Source organism: Cellulosimicrobium cellulans (assembly GCF_006539945.1).
In the GTDB taxonomy this organism is placed as follows: Bacteria; Actinomycetota; Actinomycetes; order Actinomycetales; family Cellulomonadaceae; genus Cellulosimicrobium; species Cellulosimicrobium cellulans.
Window position 1 is genome coordinate 88,976 of sequence record NZ_BJNZ01000015.1, and the last position, 14,888, is coordinate 103,863.

General features: G+C 75.1%; 14 protein-coding genes. 5 read left to right on the forward strand and 9 right to left on the reverse strand.

Annotation, left to right across the window (positions count from 1 at the left end; genetic code table 11):
- Window positions 1–56 precede the first annotated feature (56 nt).
- Entirely contained in the window at window positions 57–1,148 is a 1,092-nt protein-coding gene (locus CCE02nite_RS12505) for a uroporphyrinogen-III synthase (RefSeq protein ID WP_141389978.1), read from the forward strand.
- Window positions 1,145–2,002 (forward strand): sirohydrochlorin chelatase, encoded by an 858-nt coding sequence (locus CCE02nite_RS12510; RefSeq protein ID WP_141389960.1) that lies wholly within the window; start codon window positions 1,145–1,147, stop codon window positions 2,000–2,002. Before CCE02nite_RS12505 ends, CCE02nite_RS12510 begins: the two co-directional genes overlap by 4 nt.
- Before the next feature lie 149 nt (window positions 2,003–2,151).
- Here CCE02nite_RS12510 and CCE02nite_RS12515 read toward each other — a convergent pair whose 3' ends face one another.
- Both CCE02nite_RS12515 and CCE02nite_RS12520 read right to left on the reverse strand, forming a co-directional pair.
- Window positions 2,152–3,654, reverse strand: a complete 1,503-nt coding sequence (locus CCE02nite_RS12515; RefSeq protein ID WP_141389961.1) for an MFS transporter — start codon at window positions 3,652–3,654, stop codon at window positions 2,152–2,154.
- Complete coding sequence (locus tag CCE02nite_RS12520; RefSeq protein WP_141389962.1) at window positions 3,651–4,682, reverse strand: alcohol dehydrogenase catalytic domain-containing protein; 1,032 nt, start codon at window positions 4,680–4,682, stop codon at window positions 3,651–3,653. The genes CCE02nite_RS12515 and CCE02nite_RS12520 overlap by 4 nt, the downstream gene beginning before the upstream one ends.
- 149 nt (window positions 4,683–4,831) lie before the next feature.
- Between CCE02nite_RS12520 and soxR the strand changes: the two genes are divergently transcribed.
- On the forward strand, window positions 4,832–5,302 hold the full coding sequence (soxR, locus tag CCE02nite_RS12525; protein WP_255318837.1) for a redox-sensitive transcriptional activator SoxR: 471 nt from the start codon (window positions 4,832–4,834) through the stop codon (window positions 5,300–5,302).
- A gap of 10 nt (window positions 5,303–5,312) precedes the next feature.
- On the opposite strand, the gene CCE02nite_RS12530 is transcribed toward soxR, so the two are convergent.
- The 7 genes from CCE02nite_RS12530 to CCE02nite_RS12560 all read right to left on the reverse strand — a co-directional run bounded on the left by CCE02nite_RS12530 (window position 5,313) and on the right by CCE02nite_RS12560 (window position 11,868).
- On the reverse strand, window positions 5,313–6,035 hold the full coding sequence (locus CCE02nite_RS12530; protein WP_141389964.1) for a GNAT family N-acetyltransferase: 723 nt from the start codon (window positions 6,033–6,035) through the stop codon (window positions 5,313–5,315).
- A 191-nt stretch (window positions 6,036–6,226) separates the two neighbouring features.
- A complete protein-coding gene (locus CCE02nite_RS12535; RefSeq protein ID WP_141389965.1) occupies window positions 6,227–7,270 on the reverse strand; it encodes a hypothetical protein in 1,044 nt (347 codons plus the stop codon).
- The gene (locus CCE02nite_RS12540; RefSeq protein WP_141389966.1) at window positions 7,267–8,349 is read right to left on the reverse strand and encodes a vWA domain-containing protein; all 1,083 of its coding nucleotides are present in this window, start codon (window positions 8,347–8,349) and stop codon (window positions 7,267–7,269) included. Before CCE02nite_RS12540 ends, CCE02nite_RS12535 begins: the two co-directional genes overlap by 4 nt.
- A gap of 7 nt (window positions 8,350–8,356) precedes the next feature.
- Entirely contained in the window at window positions 8,357–9,451 is a 1,095-nt protein-coding gene (locus CCE02nite_RS12545) for a VWA domain-containing protein (RefSeq protein WP_141389967.1), read from the reverse strand.
- On the reverse strand, window positions 9,445–9,948 hold the full coding sequence (locus CCE02nite_RS12550) for a hypothetical protein (protein ID WP_141389968.1): 504 nt from the start codon (window positions 9,946–9,948) through the stop codon (window positions 9,445–9,447). Before CCE02nite_RS12550 ends, CCE02nite_RS12545 begins: the two co-directional genes overlap by 7 nt.
- The gene (locus CCE02nite_RS12555; RefSeq protein ID WP_141389969.1) at window positions 9,935–10,837 is read right to left on the reverse strand and encodes a DUF58 domain-containing protein; all 903 of its coding nucleotides are present in this window, start codon (window positions 10,835–10,837) and stop codon (window positions 9,935–9,937) included. The genes CCE02nite_RS12550 and CCE02nite_RS12555 overlap by 14 nt, the downstream gene beginning before the upstream one ends.
- A gap of 32 nt (window positions 10,838–10,869) precedes the next feature.
- Window positions 10,870–11,868 carry an AAA family ATPase gene (locus CCE02nite_RS12560; protein WP_047231854.1) on the reverse strand — a complete coding sequence of 333 codons (999 nt, stop codon included), beginning with the start codon at window positions 11,866–11,868 and terminating at the stop codon, window positions 10,870–10,872.
- A gap of 246 nt (window positions 11,869–12,114) precedes the next feature.
- Here CCE02nite_RS12560 and CCE02nite_RS12565 point away from each other — a divergent pair, with 246 nt between their 5' ends.
- On the forward strand, window positions 12,115–12,621 hold the full coding sequence (locus CCE02nite_RS12565) for a PPOX class F420-dependent oxidoreductase (protein WP_141389970.1): 507 nt from the start codon (window positions 12,115–12,117) through the stop codon (window positions 12,619–12,621).
- A gap of 42 nt (window positions 12,622–12,663) precedes the next feature.
- On the forward strand, window positions 12,664–14,811 hold the full coding sequence (locus CCE02nite_RS12570) for a bifunctional copper resistance protein CopD/cytochrome c oxidase assembly protein (RefSeq protein WP_255318839.1): 2,148 nt from the start codon (window positions 12,664–12,666) through the stop codon (window positions 14,809–14,811).
- Window positions 14,812–14,888: the final 77 nt, after the last annotated feature.

Below are 14,888 nucleotides of genomic sequence, written 5' to 3' on the forward strand. Positions count from 1 at the left end.
ACGCCCGGGTCGATCTGGCGTCCGAGCCCGGTGACCGCCCCGCGCTCGGCCAGGTCATGGCCGGCTGCACGGTGCTCGTCACGGCCGACCGTCGCAAGAGCGAGCTGGCCGCCGCCCTGCAACGCCGGGGCGCCGAGGTCCGCCACGCGCCCGCGCTGAGCATGATCCCGCACGCCGACGACGAGCAGCTCCTCGCGGGGACGCGCGACCTCGTCGAGCACCCGCCGGACGTCGTCGTCGTGACGACGGGCATCGGTTTCCGGTCCTGGGTCGAGGCCGCGGACGCCCACGGCCTCGCCGACCGCCTGCTCGAGGTGCTCGCCGACGCGCGGATCGTCGCGCGCGGCCCCAAGGCGCGCGGCGCGATCCAGGCCGCCGGGCTCACCGCCGACTGGGTCGCCGAGTCCGAGACGTCCGCGGAGATCGCCGACGTGCTGCTCGGCGAGGGCGTCGCCGGGCTGCGCATCGCCGTCCAGCACCACGGCGCCGGGGCCGACGGTCTCGACGTCGTCTTCGCCGAGGCCGGTGCCGAGGTCGCGAGCCTGGTCGTCTACCGCTGGGGGCCGCCCCCCGACCCCGAGGCGCTGCGCGCGTCCGTCGAGGCCGCGGCCGTCGGGGAGATCGACGCCGTCGTGTTCACCTCCGCCCCCGGCGCCGAGGCGTGGTTGAGCGCCGCCGAGGAGCACGGCGTGGGCCGACTCGTCGTGTCGCGGTTCCAGGACGGGTCCATGGTCGCGGCGGCCGTCGGGCCGATCACCGCGAAGCCGCTCGAGCACCGCGGGGTCACGCCGCTCCAGCCCGAGCGCGGACGCCTCGGCGCGCTCGTGCGGACGCTCGTCGCGCACTACGAGCGGGCCGAGACCGTCGCGCTCGCGACCGTCGCCGGCGTGCTCCAGATCCGCTCACGCGTCGCCGTGCTCGACGGCGAGGTGCTGCCCCTCTCGCCCAGCAGCCTCGAGGTGCTGCGCCTCCTCGCCGCGCGCCGCGGCGAGGTCGTCACGCGCGACGACGTGCTCGACGTCCTGCCCGGTGACTCGCGCGACCCCCACGCCGCCGAGGTCGCCGTGGCCCGCCTGCGCGAGGCGACCGGCCGGCGCGACCTCGTCAAGACCGTCGTCAAGCGCGGATACCGATTGGAGCTCGCATGAGCGCGGAGATACTGGCCTTTCCCTCGGGAGCGTCGTCCGACGCGCAGTCGGGGGAGGCCGGCCGCGGGGCGCCCGCGGGTGCCGCACCCGTGCTCGTCGGCTGCTCGCACGGCACGAACGACCTCACCGGCCGCGACGTGATCCGCGCGCTGCTCGACGACGTCCGCGCCGCGCGCCCCGACCTCGACGTCCGTGAGGCGTTCGTCGACGTGCAGCAGCCCGAGGTCGCGGACGTCGTGACGTCGGTCGTCGACCCGTCCGCGGCGACGGACGACCGGGGCGGGTCCGCGCCGGACGCCACGGACCGAGCGCAGCCGGGCGACGCGGTCGTCGTGCCGCTCCTGCTCTCCGGCGGGTTCCACGTGAGCGTCGACGTCGCGGCGGCGGTCGAGGACCGCGGGCCCGGGGCGGGTCGCGCGGCCGCGTCGACCCCGCTCGGTCCCGACCCCCGCCTCGTGGACCTGCTCGCCGACCGGCTGGCCGACGTCGGCCTGCGCGCGGAGGACGCCGTCGTGATCGCCGCTGCGGGGTCGAGCCGCGCGGGCGCCGCGCGCGACGTCGAGGAGCTCGCCGCGGGCCTGCGCGAGCGCGTGCCCGGCCCGGTGACGGTCGGCTACGGCGCCATGGCCAAGCCGTCCGTGCCCGACGCCGTCGCCGCCGCGCGCGCCGACCTCGCCCCGGGCGGGCGCGTCGTCGTCGCGGCCTACCTGCTCGCGCCCGGATTCTTCTACGACCGCGTCCTCGAGGCCGGCGGCGACGTCGTCACCGCACCGCTCGCCCCCGACGCCCGCCTCACGGCGATCGTCCTCGACCGCTACGCCACCGCCGCGGCCACCCTCGCCCTGCCGACGTAGAACACTGGTCTGCCGAGGTTGAACCCTGGTCCACCGAGGTAGAGCCCTGGTCCACCGAGGTAGAGCCCTGGTTGCCGAGGTAGAGCCCTGGTCGCGTGACCAGGGTTCGCCCTCGCGGGGCCATGGTTCTTTCTCGCCTGATCGGGTCGCTACCTCGTGAGGGTCGGGCGCGTGCGAGGGGCCAGGAGGGCGACGCCCGCCGCGAGCAGCACCGTGACGCCGAAGCAGACGACGTACGACGCGAGGCCGAGCGTCGGGTGCAGGGCCCACAGGAGCGAGCCGGTGACGGCGAGCGCGGTGGCGGCGGCGACGGCGTCGGACACCTGGAGCGCGGACGAGTTGGCGCCCTGCTCCGCCACGGGTGAGAGCTCGAGCGTCAGCACCGACAGCGTCGGGTGGGTCATGCCCATGCCGAGGCCGGCGAGGGTCCACGCGACCATGCCGACGACGGGCGGGACGGCGGTCCACGCGAGCAGCGCCGCGCCCCCGATGCCGAGCGCGACGAGCGTCCCGCCGAGGCGCACGTACCCGGCGTGCTGGAGCCCCCAGGTCGCGCGGCCGCGCAGCCAGGACCCCGTCGACCAGCCGACGGCGCCGAACGTGAGCACGGCGCCCGCGAGCGACGGCGCGAGGCCCCGCTCGTGCGAGAGCAGGAGCGGGAGCAGCACCTCGGCGCCGGTGAACGCGGCGGCGACGAGGCCGCGGATCGCGATGACGCTCGGCAGGCCGCGCGCGGCGCGGGTCGTGCCCCGGGGCAGGAGCCGCGGGACGGCGAGCGCGACGGCGGCGAGCGACGCGACGAGGAGTGCCACGAGCCCGAGCCCGCGGAGCTGGCCCGCGTAGTTGAGCGCGCCGATCCCCACGGCGGCCACGACCGCCCAGGCGAGCGACGCCTCGCGCGCGGTCCGGTCGAGGGGCGACTCGGCGTCGGCGGTCCCGTACGGCGGGGCGGCCTCGAGCGGCGGCTCGGCGTCGTCGGGCACGGCGGTAGCCGCGTCGTCCGGGGCCGAGCCGCGGGCGGCACGCATGCCCGGCCGCATGAGGATCAGCGCCGGGACGGCGAGGGCCGGGACGGCGAGGAAGACCCAGCGCCACCCGACGTGCTCCACGACCAGCCCGGCGATCGCGGGGCCGACGATCGACGGGATCACCCAGGCCGCGGCGAACGCGGCGAAGACCTTGGGGCGCCGGTCGGTGGGGAACACGCGCGCGACGAGCACGTAGAGCGCGACGATGTACAGGCCCGTCCCGACGCCCTGGAGCACGCGGCCCGCGACGAGGACCAGCATGTCCTGTGCGAGGCCGGCCACCAGCAGGCCGGTGAGGAAGAGGCCGATGCCCGTCCACAGGGGCGTCGTCGGGCCCACGCGGTCGCTCCAGCGACCGGACGCGACCATGCCCACGACGCTCGACGCGATCGACGCGGCGAACGCGAGCGTGTACAGGGTGAGGCCGTCGAGCTCGACGGCGACGGTCGGCATGGCGGTGGCGACGGCGAGCGCCTCGAACGCGCCGAGGAACACGAACGCGACCATGCCGAACAGCACCGTGCGTTGCGTCCCGGGAGAGAGCGTGCCGGCGGCAGGTTCGGCGGGGGCGTCGAGGGTGCCGTGCACCGGCGCGTCGGCGTCGGTGCGGGGGTCCGCCGTCATACGAGAACGACCTTTCCGGTGGTGGCGCGCGCTTCGAGCTCGCGGTGGGCGCGCGCTGCGTCCGCGAGGGGTACCTGGTGCGTGACGACGTGCCACGTCCCGTCCGCCGCGAGCGCGAGCGCGCGCTCCTGCAGGTCGAACAGGTCTCCCCAGGGTCGGGCCCGGGGTCCCACGGCCCACCGTACGTCGTGCGTCGCCGCCGCGGCCTCGGAATTCCCGGCGTCGTGGTCGACGTCACCGGCACGGTTCGGCTCACCCGACGACCACCCGAAGAGCACGAGGCGCCCGTCCGGCGCGACGAGCGCCGCAGCCTCCGTGCCCGCGTCCCCGCCCACGCCGTCGAGCAGGACGGTCGCCCCGGCCGGGGCGTGCCGCACGACGGCGGCCCGCGCCTCGTCGAGCCAGCCGTCGGCCCGGTAGTCGATCGCGACGAGCCGGTCGGCGTGCGCCTGCGTGGCGAGCGCGCGCACGAGCGCGACCTTCTCCGGGCCGCCCGCGAGCGCGACGACCCGCGCGCCGGCCGCGAGCGCGCTCTGCACGAGGAGCGTGCCGAGCCCGCCGGCCGCGGCCGTGACGATCGCGGTGTCGGTCGCGTCGAGCTCCGCGAGGTCGAGTATCCCGACGGCGGTGCGGCCGGTCCCGATCATCGCGATCGCATCGGGCGCCGTGACGTGGTCGGGGATGCGGTGCAGCGCCTCGACCGCGACGACGGCGAGCCGCGCGTAGCCGCCGCCGTCGGGGGTGGCGCCGAGGTGGGCCGCGACCCGCCGACCACGCCACGCGGCGTCGACCCCCGGCCCGACGGCGGCCACGACCCCGGCGACCTCGCGTCCGGGGATCGTCGGGAGCGCGGGGAGGGGCAGCGGGCCGCCCGCGGCCTCGCCCCGGCGCAGGGTCGTGTCGAGCAGGTGCACGCCGTGCGCGCGGACGGCGACGAGCACCTGACCCGGCCCGGGGACGGGGTCGGGGACCTGGTCGAGGACGAGGTTCTCGGGCGGTCCGAACGTGTGCAGGCGGATGGCGTCCACGGGTGCTCCCTCGGTTGTTGCGGGCCGCGGCCGGAGCGGCGGTACGCGACCCGGTCCGGGCGCGCCCTGCTAGTCTCGAACCTCAACAAATGTTGAGGTCAAGCAGCCCGCGGCGCGTCGTCGTCGCGGCCGTCCGGCGAGGAGCCCGCGTGCCCGACGACGCCCCGACCCCGGACGACGAGCTCACCGTCGGCCAGCTCGCCGCACGCAGCGGCGTCGCGGTCTCCGCGCTGCACTTCTACGAGCGCGAGGGGCTCATCACGAGCCGCCGGACCCCGGGCTACCAGCGGCGCTTCCCGCGCGAGACGCTGCGGCGCGTGGCGTTCGTGCGCGCGTCGCAGCGCGTCGGCATCCCCCTCGCGCGCATCCGCGCCGCGCTCGCGACGCTGCCCGGCGACCGGACGCCCACCGCCAAGGACTGGCACCGGCTGTCGGCCGGGTGGCACGCCGACCTCGACGCGCGCATCGAGCAGCTCACGCGACTGCGCGACCACCTCACGGACTGCATCGGCTGCGGGTGCCTGTCGCTGCGCAAGTGCGTGCTCGTCAACCCGCACGACGCGCTCGCCGACGAGGGCCCCGGCCCGCGGACGCTGCTCGTGGACGGGATCGAGGACTGAGCGCCGGGCGTCAGGCCGGCGCGAGCAGCGAGCCGAAGCTCGGGCGGCTGCGCAGCGCGAACCCCAGCCGCTCGTACACGCCGATCGCGCCGACGTTCTCGGCCGCCGCGTGCAGGAACGCGCGCTCGCCACGCTCCTGCACGTGGAACGCGACGTCGCGGACCAGGCGCGACGCGAGACCCCGGCCGCGGTGCGCGGCGTCGGTCGTCACGGCACTGATCTCCGTCCAGCCGGCGGGGTGCAGGCGCTCGCCCGCCATCGCGACGAGCCGACCGCCGTCGTCCCGGAACCCGACGTAGCGCCCGAGCAGGTACGTGCGGGCCTCGAACGGCCCGGGGCGGCTCAGCTCGACGAGCGCGAGCATGTCCGGCACGTCGGCTGCTCCGAGCACGACCGCCTCCGGGTCGGGCCGGGTGACGAGGCGGTCGGTCTCGACGAGCTGGACGCCGTCGACGCGGAGCTCGAGCGTCCAGCCCTCGGGTGGCTCGACCCCCACGGGCGGCGCGGAGAAGCGACCGCCCGGCCCGACGAGCGCCGCGATCGCGTCCCACACCCCGGGCTCGTCCCACGAGCGCACGCCCGTGATGGGCGAGACGTCGGCCGGGTACCGGCGCGCGAGGTCGTCGCCCTCGGCGAGGTGCGCGTGGGCGCCGACGAGGGCGCTCCACGACGGGTTGTCGAGAGCGACGTCGTCGACGCCGGTGGCGTCGGTCTGCGTTCTCGTCGCGGTCATCGTGCTCCTCCTCGCCCGGTCCCCCCGGGGGCTGTGCCGTCGCCACGGTCGTCCGGGCGTGCGTGTCCTCCAGGGCGAACGCGCGCGCACCCGCGCTTCTTCCTGGTGGTTCGGGGTCACCAGGCGAGCGCGTGCCCGGCGCGGACCGCGCCCGGGGACGTCCGCCGCGGCCGGGGACGAGGCCGGGGCCGTCACCAGTTCTTGGTGCCGCTCCCGCTGCCCTCTCCCGGGTCGGTGCCGGTGCCGGGCTGGTCGCCGTAGAGGTCGCGGTACTCCTGCTCGAGGCGCTCCTGCTCGTCGCGCGCCTCGGAGCCCTGCTGCTCGAGCTCCTCCTGGCGCTGCTGCTCCTCGCGCTCGGCCTGGCTCTGCTGGTCCTCGCCCTCCGAGCCCTCGCCGCCCGAGGCCTCGGACTGCTCGTCGCCCTCGGAGCCCTCGCCCTCCTGCGTGTCGCCGCCGCCCTGGTTCTCGGGCTGGGAGTCCTGCGCCTGCTGCTGCTTGTCCTGGAGGCGCTGCTGCGCGGCCTCGTCCTGCTCCTGCTGCTCGGGGGTCTGCTCGGACTCCCCGCAGTCGGGCCAGCCCCGGATCTGCTCGGCCGTCGCGTACTCCTGCTCGGCGTACTCGTACCAGTCCTGGACGTCCTGGCGCAGCTCCTCCGGGTCGGGCTCCTCGCTCCCGTCGCCGTACGGGTCGAGGATGTCCTCGTCGTACGGCAGCCCGGCGTCGCGGGCGGCGATCGCCTCCTCGACGAGCGCCAGGTCCGCCGCCTTGCCGTCCGCGTACGCCATGTCGCCGTCGCCCTGGATCTCGTACGCGAGCGACAGGTTCGTCTGGATCATGCAGCGTTCCTCGGGGCTCTCGTGCTCCGCGAGGTCGTACGCGCGGTCGAGGGACGTGATCGCGTCGTAGAGCGCCCACGAGTCCTCGGAGCGGGCGAGGGCCGTCCCGTGGTTGTAGTGCGCCTTCCACGGCTCGACGATGTTGAGGACCCGCTGGATCCCGTAGTAGTCGGCCGCGGTCGTCGCCTCCCCGCCGTCGTAGCGGTCCTTGCCCGTCGCGGCGATGGGGGCGAGGAGCGCCAGCTTGACCCCGAGGACGAGGAGCGCGAGCACGACCGGCAGCGTCCCGACGAGCCACCAGGTGCGCCGGCGCAGGCGCGCGGCGCGCAGCGCGGCGACCCCGGTGGGGCGCGGCTTGCGCGTGCCGGTCGGCGGCGTCGGGGGCGGGGACCAGGTCATCGGCGCACCTCCACCCGGTCCGTCGTCGGGCGCACGAGCGAGCGGCTGGCCGAGCGCGACCAGAACCACGCCTCCAGGCCGAGCAGCGCGACGAGCGCGAGCGCGAACGGCCAGACGACCGGGCGGAACGCCGTGACGTCGCGCCGCCCGTCGGCCGCGACCTGCTGCGGGTCCACGCCCGCGACGAGCGACGCCGTCTCGGACGGCTCCTGCCGGTGCACGTACGGCACGCCGAGCTGGTCGGCGAGCGCCGTGAGCGACTCCTCGTCGAGCACGGACAGCGCCTCGACGGGCTCGCCGTCCTCGCTCGGCTGCGACCAGTCGATGATGTACTCCGCCTCCTCCGGCTCCACGTCCGGGTCGTACTCCTTCATGCGGCCGCCCTCGGCCGTGCCGTAGCCGAGCACCGCGCCGCCGTCGACCAGCGGGGCCAGCTCGGCGAACGAGCGCGGCTCGCCCTCCGCCGTCTGCTCGCCGTCGGTGAGGAAGAAGACGAGGCGCACGTTCGCGGGGTGCTGCTCGGCGGACCCCTGGAGCGCGGACCGCAGCTCGTCGAGGGGCCGGTCCGTGAGCGATCCCTGGGAGTACCGCGTGATCTCCCGGTGGAACGTGTCCGCCCACGAGGTGATCGCGCGCGCGTCCGTCGTCAGGGGGAGCTGGCGCGAGGCCTGGGAGTCGAACGAGATGATCGAGTAGCGGGCGCCGGGGATGGCCTCGGTGAGGCTCGCGATGTCGTGCCGCACGCCGTCGAGCCGCTCCTGGCCGCCCTCGGGCCCGTAGTCCTCGGCCGCCATCGAGCCCGTGCGGTCGACGACGAAGAACATGTCGACGTTCGCGACGGACGTGTCGCGGTCCGTCGACGCGACCGACGGCGCGAGACCGATGATCCCGAGCAGCACGACCGCACCGGTGCGGCGCAGCCAGGCCGCGCGCGGGGCGCCCGGTCGCGGGGCGCCGTCGGGCCCGGGGCGTCCGGCCACGACCGCCTGCCACACCGCGAGGCCGAGCAGGGGCAGGACGAGCAGCGCGAGCGCCCACACGGGCACGAGCGGCTGCAGCGTCAGTCCGGCGAGGTTCATCGGCCCGTCACTCCTTCACCCGCCACGCGACGACGAGCAGCAGCGCCACGCCGAGGACCGCGACGAGGAACCAGCCCGCGGGACGGTCCGTGACGATCACCTCGGGCGACGCGTCGAGCTCGACGGCCTGCTGCGCGACGACGTCGTCGACCATGCCCTGCACCGCGGCCGGGTCGTCGGCGAGGAAGTAGAGCCCGCCGCCGTCCTCGACCGTGCTGCGGTACTCGCTCTCCTCCGGGGTGCCCTCGTAGCGCCGCGAGCCGCCGAAGATCCCGTGCAGCGTGATGTCGCGCGACGCGACGAGGTCGGCCGCCTGGGGCAGCGTGTAGATCGGCTCGCCGGAGACGTAGTTGTCGGTCGCGAGGATGATCGAGCGCGAGCGCTCGGTGTCCTCCGCGTCGAACTGGAGGGCGCAGCTCGCGAGCCCGTCGCCGATGAGGCTCGCGCCGGAGAGGTTCGCGGTCGTGCCGGCGGTGAACTGCGCGTACTCGAGGATCTCGGCGTCGTCCGACCCGCCGGTGTAGTCGAACGTGGCCGGGTCCTTGTCGAGCGCGTCGATCCCGGCCTGGAGCTCGTCGCGCACGAGCGCGTAGTCGTCGGTGAGCGGGAAGACCGTGCGCGACGAGGAGTTGAAGATCGACAGCGCGATCCGCTCGCCCTCGAAGTTGTCCACGAGCTCCTGGAACACCTTGAGCACCGCGCCGTCGTACTCGATCATCGAGCCCGAAACGTCCAGGCACAGCACGATGTCGCGCGTGCCGAGCCGGTCGACGACGACGTCCGTCTCGACCGGCCGCGCCGCCACCGCGCCCGCGCCGACGACCGCGACGAGCAGGCCCGCCGCCGTGAGCCCCTGGAGCACGCGGTAGCGCCGCGCCCACGCCGCGAAGGCGGGCACGCGCGCGAGGTAGTCGGAGTTCGCGACCCAGAGCACGTCGGCGTCGGCGTCACGCGCCCGGCGCCGACGAGCGAGCCACCAGGCGACCGCGCCCGCGGCGAGGACGGCGCCGACCAGCGCGCCCCACAGCCACGGCCACAGGATGGAAGCACCCTGGGGACCGGGCACGACGGCGGTGCTCGTCGCGAGCGCGTGCCTCACCATCCGCGCACCACCGATCGGGCGCGGTCGATCGAGTCCTCGGCGTCGGTCGCCCGGGCCGCGGGGTCGTTGTCGTGGTCCGCGAACGACGGCCGGTAGTACCGCGCGATGACCTGGGTGAGGCGTCCGGCCTCGCCGATCTGCTGGATCTCCGAGAGCGTCATGGACGACGCGTCCTGCCCGAGCCGGCCCGTGGCGAAACCCCGCATCTCGGCAGAGAGCGCGAGGTGCAGCCCGCGCTCGTCGAGCTCGCCCGCGCGGAACCGCTCCGCGACGGCGTCCAGCCGTCGCTCGTACTCGGCGCGCAGCGACGCGTAGGGGTCGTAGGGGCCGGTGGGGAGCAGGGGCGCGCGCGGCGGCGCGGCCTTCTCCGCCGCGCTCGCGCGTGTCAGCCAGACGACCAGGAACACGACGGTGGCCGCCGCGAGGATCAGCACGATCCCCAGCACGGTCCACCACCCCGAGTAGCCCACGGGGTCGACGAGCTCATCGACGGGCACGCTTCTGCCTCCCCAGGAGCTCGACGAACCGCTGCACGACGTCGTCCGACCCCTCGACGAGCACGCCCTCGACCTGGAGGGTGCGCAGCCGCTCCGCGACCTCGGCCCGCCGCGCGGCGAGGGCCTGGGCCGCGGACTCGGCGAGCGCCGCCCGGCCGCGCAGGAACGCCGGCAGGCGCAGCGTCCCGTCGACGTCCGCGACCTCGCCGGTGGCGTGCGGGCCCGCGCCCGCACCGACGGGGGAGAGGTCCGCGACCTGGACGACCATGACCTCGTGGCGCACGCGCAACGACCGCAGGAGCTCCTCGTGCTCGGCAGCGGGTCGTGCCTCGTCGGTCACGACCACGATCAACGAGCGGCGCCGGAACGCGGACCGCGCGCGGTCGAGCGGCCGCGTCAGGTCGCTCGGCGGCGCGTCGGGTCGCCACAGGTCCTCCACCGTGCGCAGCAGCACCTCGAGGTCCTGCGTGCTCGCACGGGGCGGGAGCTGGACGAGCCGCCGGGCGTCGCCCGCGACGAGCGCGACCCGGTCGCCCCGGTCGCGCGCGAGGTAGGCGACGAGCGCGCAGCAGAAGCTCCCGATCTCCGCCTTGGTCTCGCCGCTCGGGGCGGTCGCGCCCATCGTGCGCCCGGTGTCGACGACGAGCACGAGGTTGAGGTTCGACTCGCGCACGAACCGGCGGATGATCGGCAGGCCCGCGCGCGCCGACGACTTCCAGTCGATGTCGCCGACGTCCTCGCCGGGCGCGTACAGGTGCAGGTCGTCGAAGTCCTGGCCGTGCCCCTTGAAGACCGACCGGTGCCGTCCCTCGAGCAGGCCGGACGCCCGGCGCGCGACCGGGAGGTCGAGCCGGGCCCGGACCTGGGCGAGACGGGAGACGTCGGGCACGTGGTGCTCTCTCGAGAAGGTGAGGGGGTCGCTCAGGGCGTCGGGACGGCGTCGAACACCGCGTCCACGAGCTGCTCCGGCGGCACGTTGTTCGCGAGCGCGTCGAACGTGCGCACCAGGCGGTGGCGCAGCACCGAGTAGCGCACGGCCTTGATGTCGTCCGGGATGACGTACGCGCGGCCCGCGAGGATCGCGAGCGCCTGGCCCACGCGCATGAGCGCGATGCCGCCGCGCGGCGACGCGCCCACGCGCACGTGGCGGTCGAGGCCGGGGATCGGGCGCGGGCCGGAGAGGCGTGTCGTGTTGATGAGGTCGACGACGTACCGCTTGATCGAGTCGTCCACGTACACGTCGTCGACGAGGCCGCGCAGGAACCGGACGTCGTCGAGCGAGATCGGCTGCGCGGTGAGGGGCTGCGTCATCTGCCCGGTCGCGATGCGCTGGAGGATCTCGAGCTCCTGCGGCGGCGTCGGGTAGGTGAGCACCTCCTTCATGAGGAAGCGGTCCATCTGGGCCTCGGGCAGCACGTACGTGCCCTCCTCCTCGATGGGGTTCTGCGTCGCGAGCACCATGAACGGGTCCGGCAGCGCGAAGTTCTCGCCGCCGATCGACGTCTGCTTCTCCTGCATCGCCTCGAGCATCGCCGACTGCGTCTTGGCCGACGAGCGGTTGATCTCGTCGAGCAGCACGACGTTGGCGTGCACCGGACCGAGCTGGGTCGTGAACTCCCCGGTCGCGTAGTTGAAGATCTGCGTGCCGACGATGTCGTTCGGCATGAGGTCGGGCGTGCACTGGATGCGGTGGAACGACCCGTCGACCGCCGCGGCGAGCGTCTGCGCCGCCGTCGTCTTGGCGAGCCCCGGCACGGACTCGAGCAGGATGTGCCCGCCCGCGAGGAGCGAGCTGACGAGCGCCGTGCGCAGCGCGTCCTGGCCGACGACGCGCTGGTCGAAGACCTGGCCGACGCGCTTGAGCAGGTGGCTCGCGCGGTCGAGGTCCTGCGTCGAGATGCTGCCGTGCCCTGCGGCCATCGATCGTCCTCCGGGTCGTGCGTGGGTCGTGCGGGTGTGGTCCCGTGCGCGGCCGGAGGGGTGGACGGAGCGTCGCGAGCCCCCGGCGAACCCGGCCCAGTATGCCAGCGCGACCCCGCCGGACCGGGCGTCGTCCACAGGTCCGGGTGGGGAGAGGTCCCCACCGGTCCTCCGCTCGGCCGGCCCTGGGAGACGTCTCGCGCGCATGCCGGGAATGTCACGCGGGCGCCGGGAGGTTGGGCTGTCATGAGCACCGACGCCGTCGGCACGACCGACGCCACCGCCGCCGCCACGTCCCCCGACACCGTCGCCGGGCTCGGCGATCCCGCGCTCCTCGCTCTCGTCACCGCGCGCCACCAGGGCGTCCTCGCGACCGTCAAGAAGGACGGCCGACCACAGCTCTCCAACGTGCTGTACGCGTGGGACGCAGAGGCGGGCGTCGCGCGCGTCTCCGTCACCGCCGACCGCGCCAAGACCCGCAACGCCGCACGCGACCCGCGCGTCTCGCTCCAGGTGAGCGCCGAGGACTTCTGGAGCTACGCCGTCGTCGAGGGTGACGCCGAGCTGAGCGCGGTCGCGCTGGACCCGCACGACGCCGCCGCCGACGAGCTCGTCGAGACGTTCCGCGCCGCCTCCGGGAGCGAGCACCCCGACTGGGAGGAGTTCCGGCGCGCGATGGTCGCCGACCGCCGCCAGGTGCTGCGCGTGCGGGCCACGCGCGTCTACGGGATGGCCCGGCTCCCGCAGCCGTGACGCGATGACCGCAGGGGGTCGCGCGCTCGATACCCTGGTGCGGTGACCACGACTGCCCTGCGCCGCGCGCCGTCGGACGCCCGACCCGCGAACCCGTGGTGGCTCGTCCTCGCCGGTCCGTTCGCCGTCGTCGTCGCCGTCGTCGCGGTGCTCGCCGCCGGCGCGTTCTCGGCCGCGTTCACCGTCCCGGCCGGCTTCCCCGACCCGGGTGCGCTCGCGCGCCTCGGCACCCCGGTCGTCACGGTCCTCACCGAGCTCTCCGTCGCGCTGACGCTCGGCTCGCTCGTCCTCGCGGCGTGCGTGCTGCCCGCCGGGACGCCGGTCCGCAAGGCGCTCGGGGTCGCGGGCGCGTCGGCCGCGACGTGGGCCGTGCTGGCGGTCCTGCAGGTCGTGCTGCGCTACTCCTCGATCTCGAGCACGCCCGTCACGGGCCCGACGTTCGGCGACCAGCTCGGCCTGTTCGTCTCGCAGGTCAGCCTCGGGCGCAACTACCTCGCGATCGTCGTCGTCGCCGCGCTGACGTCCGCCGCCGCGCTCGCGGTGCGCAGCGCGACGGGCGCGATGTGGACGGCCGCGCTCGCGCTCGTCGCGATCGCGATGCAGGCCAACACGGGTCACGCCGCGGGCGCGGTGAGCCACGAGCTCGCCGTCTCCTCGATGTTCCTCCACCTGGCCGGCGCCGCGCTGTGGGTCGGTGGCCTGGGGACGCTCGCCGTCGTGCGCGTCCGCGGCGGGCTGGGACGCGCGGACTTCGCGGCGTCCGTCGCGCGGTACTCCGCGATCGCGCTGTGGTGCTACGTCGCCGTCGCCGTCTCGGGGATCGCGAACGCGAGCATCCGCGTCGACACGCTCGCGGGCCTCACCACCGACTACGGCATCCTCCTGCTCACCAAGCTCGCGCTCCTGCTCGTCCTGGGGGCCGTCGGGTTCGCGCACCGCGAGCTCGTCGTGCGGCGGCTCTCCGGCCCGACGGCGGCCGCGCGGCCGGGCGCCGACCGTGCCTCGTCGAAGGGTTCCTCGAAGCCCGCGGCGAAGGCCTCGTCGAACGGCTCGTCGAGCAGGGCGGCGACGTCGTCGTCCACGGGCGCGAAGGGCGCCGCCGCGGAGGGCACGCGCTGGCTGTTCTGGCGCCTCGTCGCGGTCGAGCTCGCGATCATGGGCGCGGTGTCCGGCGTCGCCGTCGCGCTCGGGTCGACCGCGCCGCCGGTGCCGCAGGAGGAGCCGCTCGACACCTCCGCCGCGTACCAGGTGACGGGGCACGCGCTGCCGCCGGAGCCGACGCTCGCGCGCTGGTTCACCGAGTGGCGCTGGGACCTGCTGCCCGCCTTCGCGTGCGTCGCGGCGCTCGTCGTCTACCTGCGCTGGGTGCGTCGCCTCGCGAAGCGCGGCGACTCCTGGTCGGTGGGCCGCACGGTCTCGTGGTGCATCGGCATCCTCGTCCTGTTCTGGGTGACCTCGGGCGGGCCGGCCATGTACGGCCACGTGCTGTTCAGCGCGCACATGGTGCAGCACATGATCCTGGCCATGGTCGTGCCGATCTTCCTCGTGCTCGCCGCGCCCGTGACGCTGCTCCTGCGTGCGGTGCCGCCGCGCAAGGACGGGTCGCGCGGCCCGCGCGAGTGGGTGCTCGCGATCGTGACGTCGCGCGTGGGCCAGTTCTTCGCCAACCCGATCGTCGCCGCGGTGAACTTCGCCGGCTCGATGATCGTCTTCTACTACACGCCCGCGTTCGAGTACGCCCTGACGACGTACGCCGGGCACCTCGCGATGCTCGCGCACTTCACGCTCGCGGGGTACCTGTTCGCCAACGCGCTCGTCGGGATCGACCCGGGCCCGCACCGGCCGCCCTACCCGCAGCGCCTGCTCCTGCTCTTCGCGACCATGGCCTTCCATGCGTTCTTCGGTGTCGCGCTGACCTCGGGCGAGGTGCTGCTCGTGCCCGAGTGGTTCGGTCTGCTCGGCCGCGAGTGGGGTCCGAGCGCGATCGCCGACCAGCAGCGTGGCGGCGGCGTCGCCTGGGGCATCGGCGAGCTCCCGACGCTCATCCTCGCCATCGTGGTCGCGGTCATGTGGACACGCTCCGACGAGCGCGAGGCCCGGCGGAGCGACCGCCAGGCCGACCGCGACGGCGATGCCGAGCTCCAGGAGTACAACGCCATGCTCGCCGAGATGTCGAAGCGCGACGACTGACCCACCCCCTTTCCCGCCGAACACGACATGAGGGTCGTTATGGAGCCCATAACGACCCTCATGTCGTGTTCGGCGGC

Excerpts from the sequence above, each read along its gene's own strand:
- CCE02nite_RS12505 (WP_141389978.1), top strand. The coding sequence starts at position 57 with ATGGCCGGCTGCACGGTGCTCGTCACGGCCGACCGTCGCAAGAGCGAG.
- CCE02nite_RS12510 (WP_141389960.1), top strand. The coding sequence starts at position 1,145 with ATGAGCGCGGAGATACTGGCCTTTCCCTCGGGAGCGTCGTCCGACGCG.
- CCE02nite_RS12515 (WP_141389961.1), bottom strand. The coding sequence starts at position 3,654 with ATGACGGCGGACCCCCGCACCGACGCCGACGCGCCGGTGCACGGCACC.
- CCE02nite_RS12530 (WP_141389964.1), bottom strand. The coding sequence starts at position 6,035 with ATGACCGCGACGAGAACGCAGACCGACGCCACCGGCGTCGACGACGTC.
- CCE02nite_RS12535 (WP_141389965.1), bottom strand. The coding sequence starts at position 7,270 with ATGACCTGGTCCCCGCCCCCGACGCCGCCGACCGGCACGCGCAAGCCG.
- CCE02nite_RS12540 (WP_141389966.1), bottom strand. The coding sequence starts at position 8,349 with ATGAACCTCGCCGGACTGACGCTGCAGCCGCTCGTGCCCGTGTGGGCG.
- CCE02nite_RS12545 (WP_141389967.1), bottom strand. The coding sequence starts at position 9,451 with ATGGTGAGGCACGCGCTCGCGACGAGCACCGCCGTCGTGCCCGGTCCC.
- CCE02nite_RS12560 (WP_047231854.1), bottom strand. The coding sequence starts at position 11,868 with ATGGCCGCAGGGCACGGCAGCATCTCGACGCAGGACCTCGACCGCGCG.
- CCE02nite_RS12565 (WP_141389970.1), top strand. The coding sequence starts at position 12,115 with ATGAGCACCGACGCCGTCGGCACGACCGACGCCACCGCCGCCGCCACG.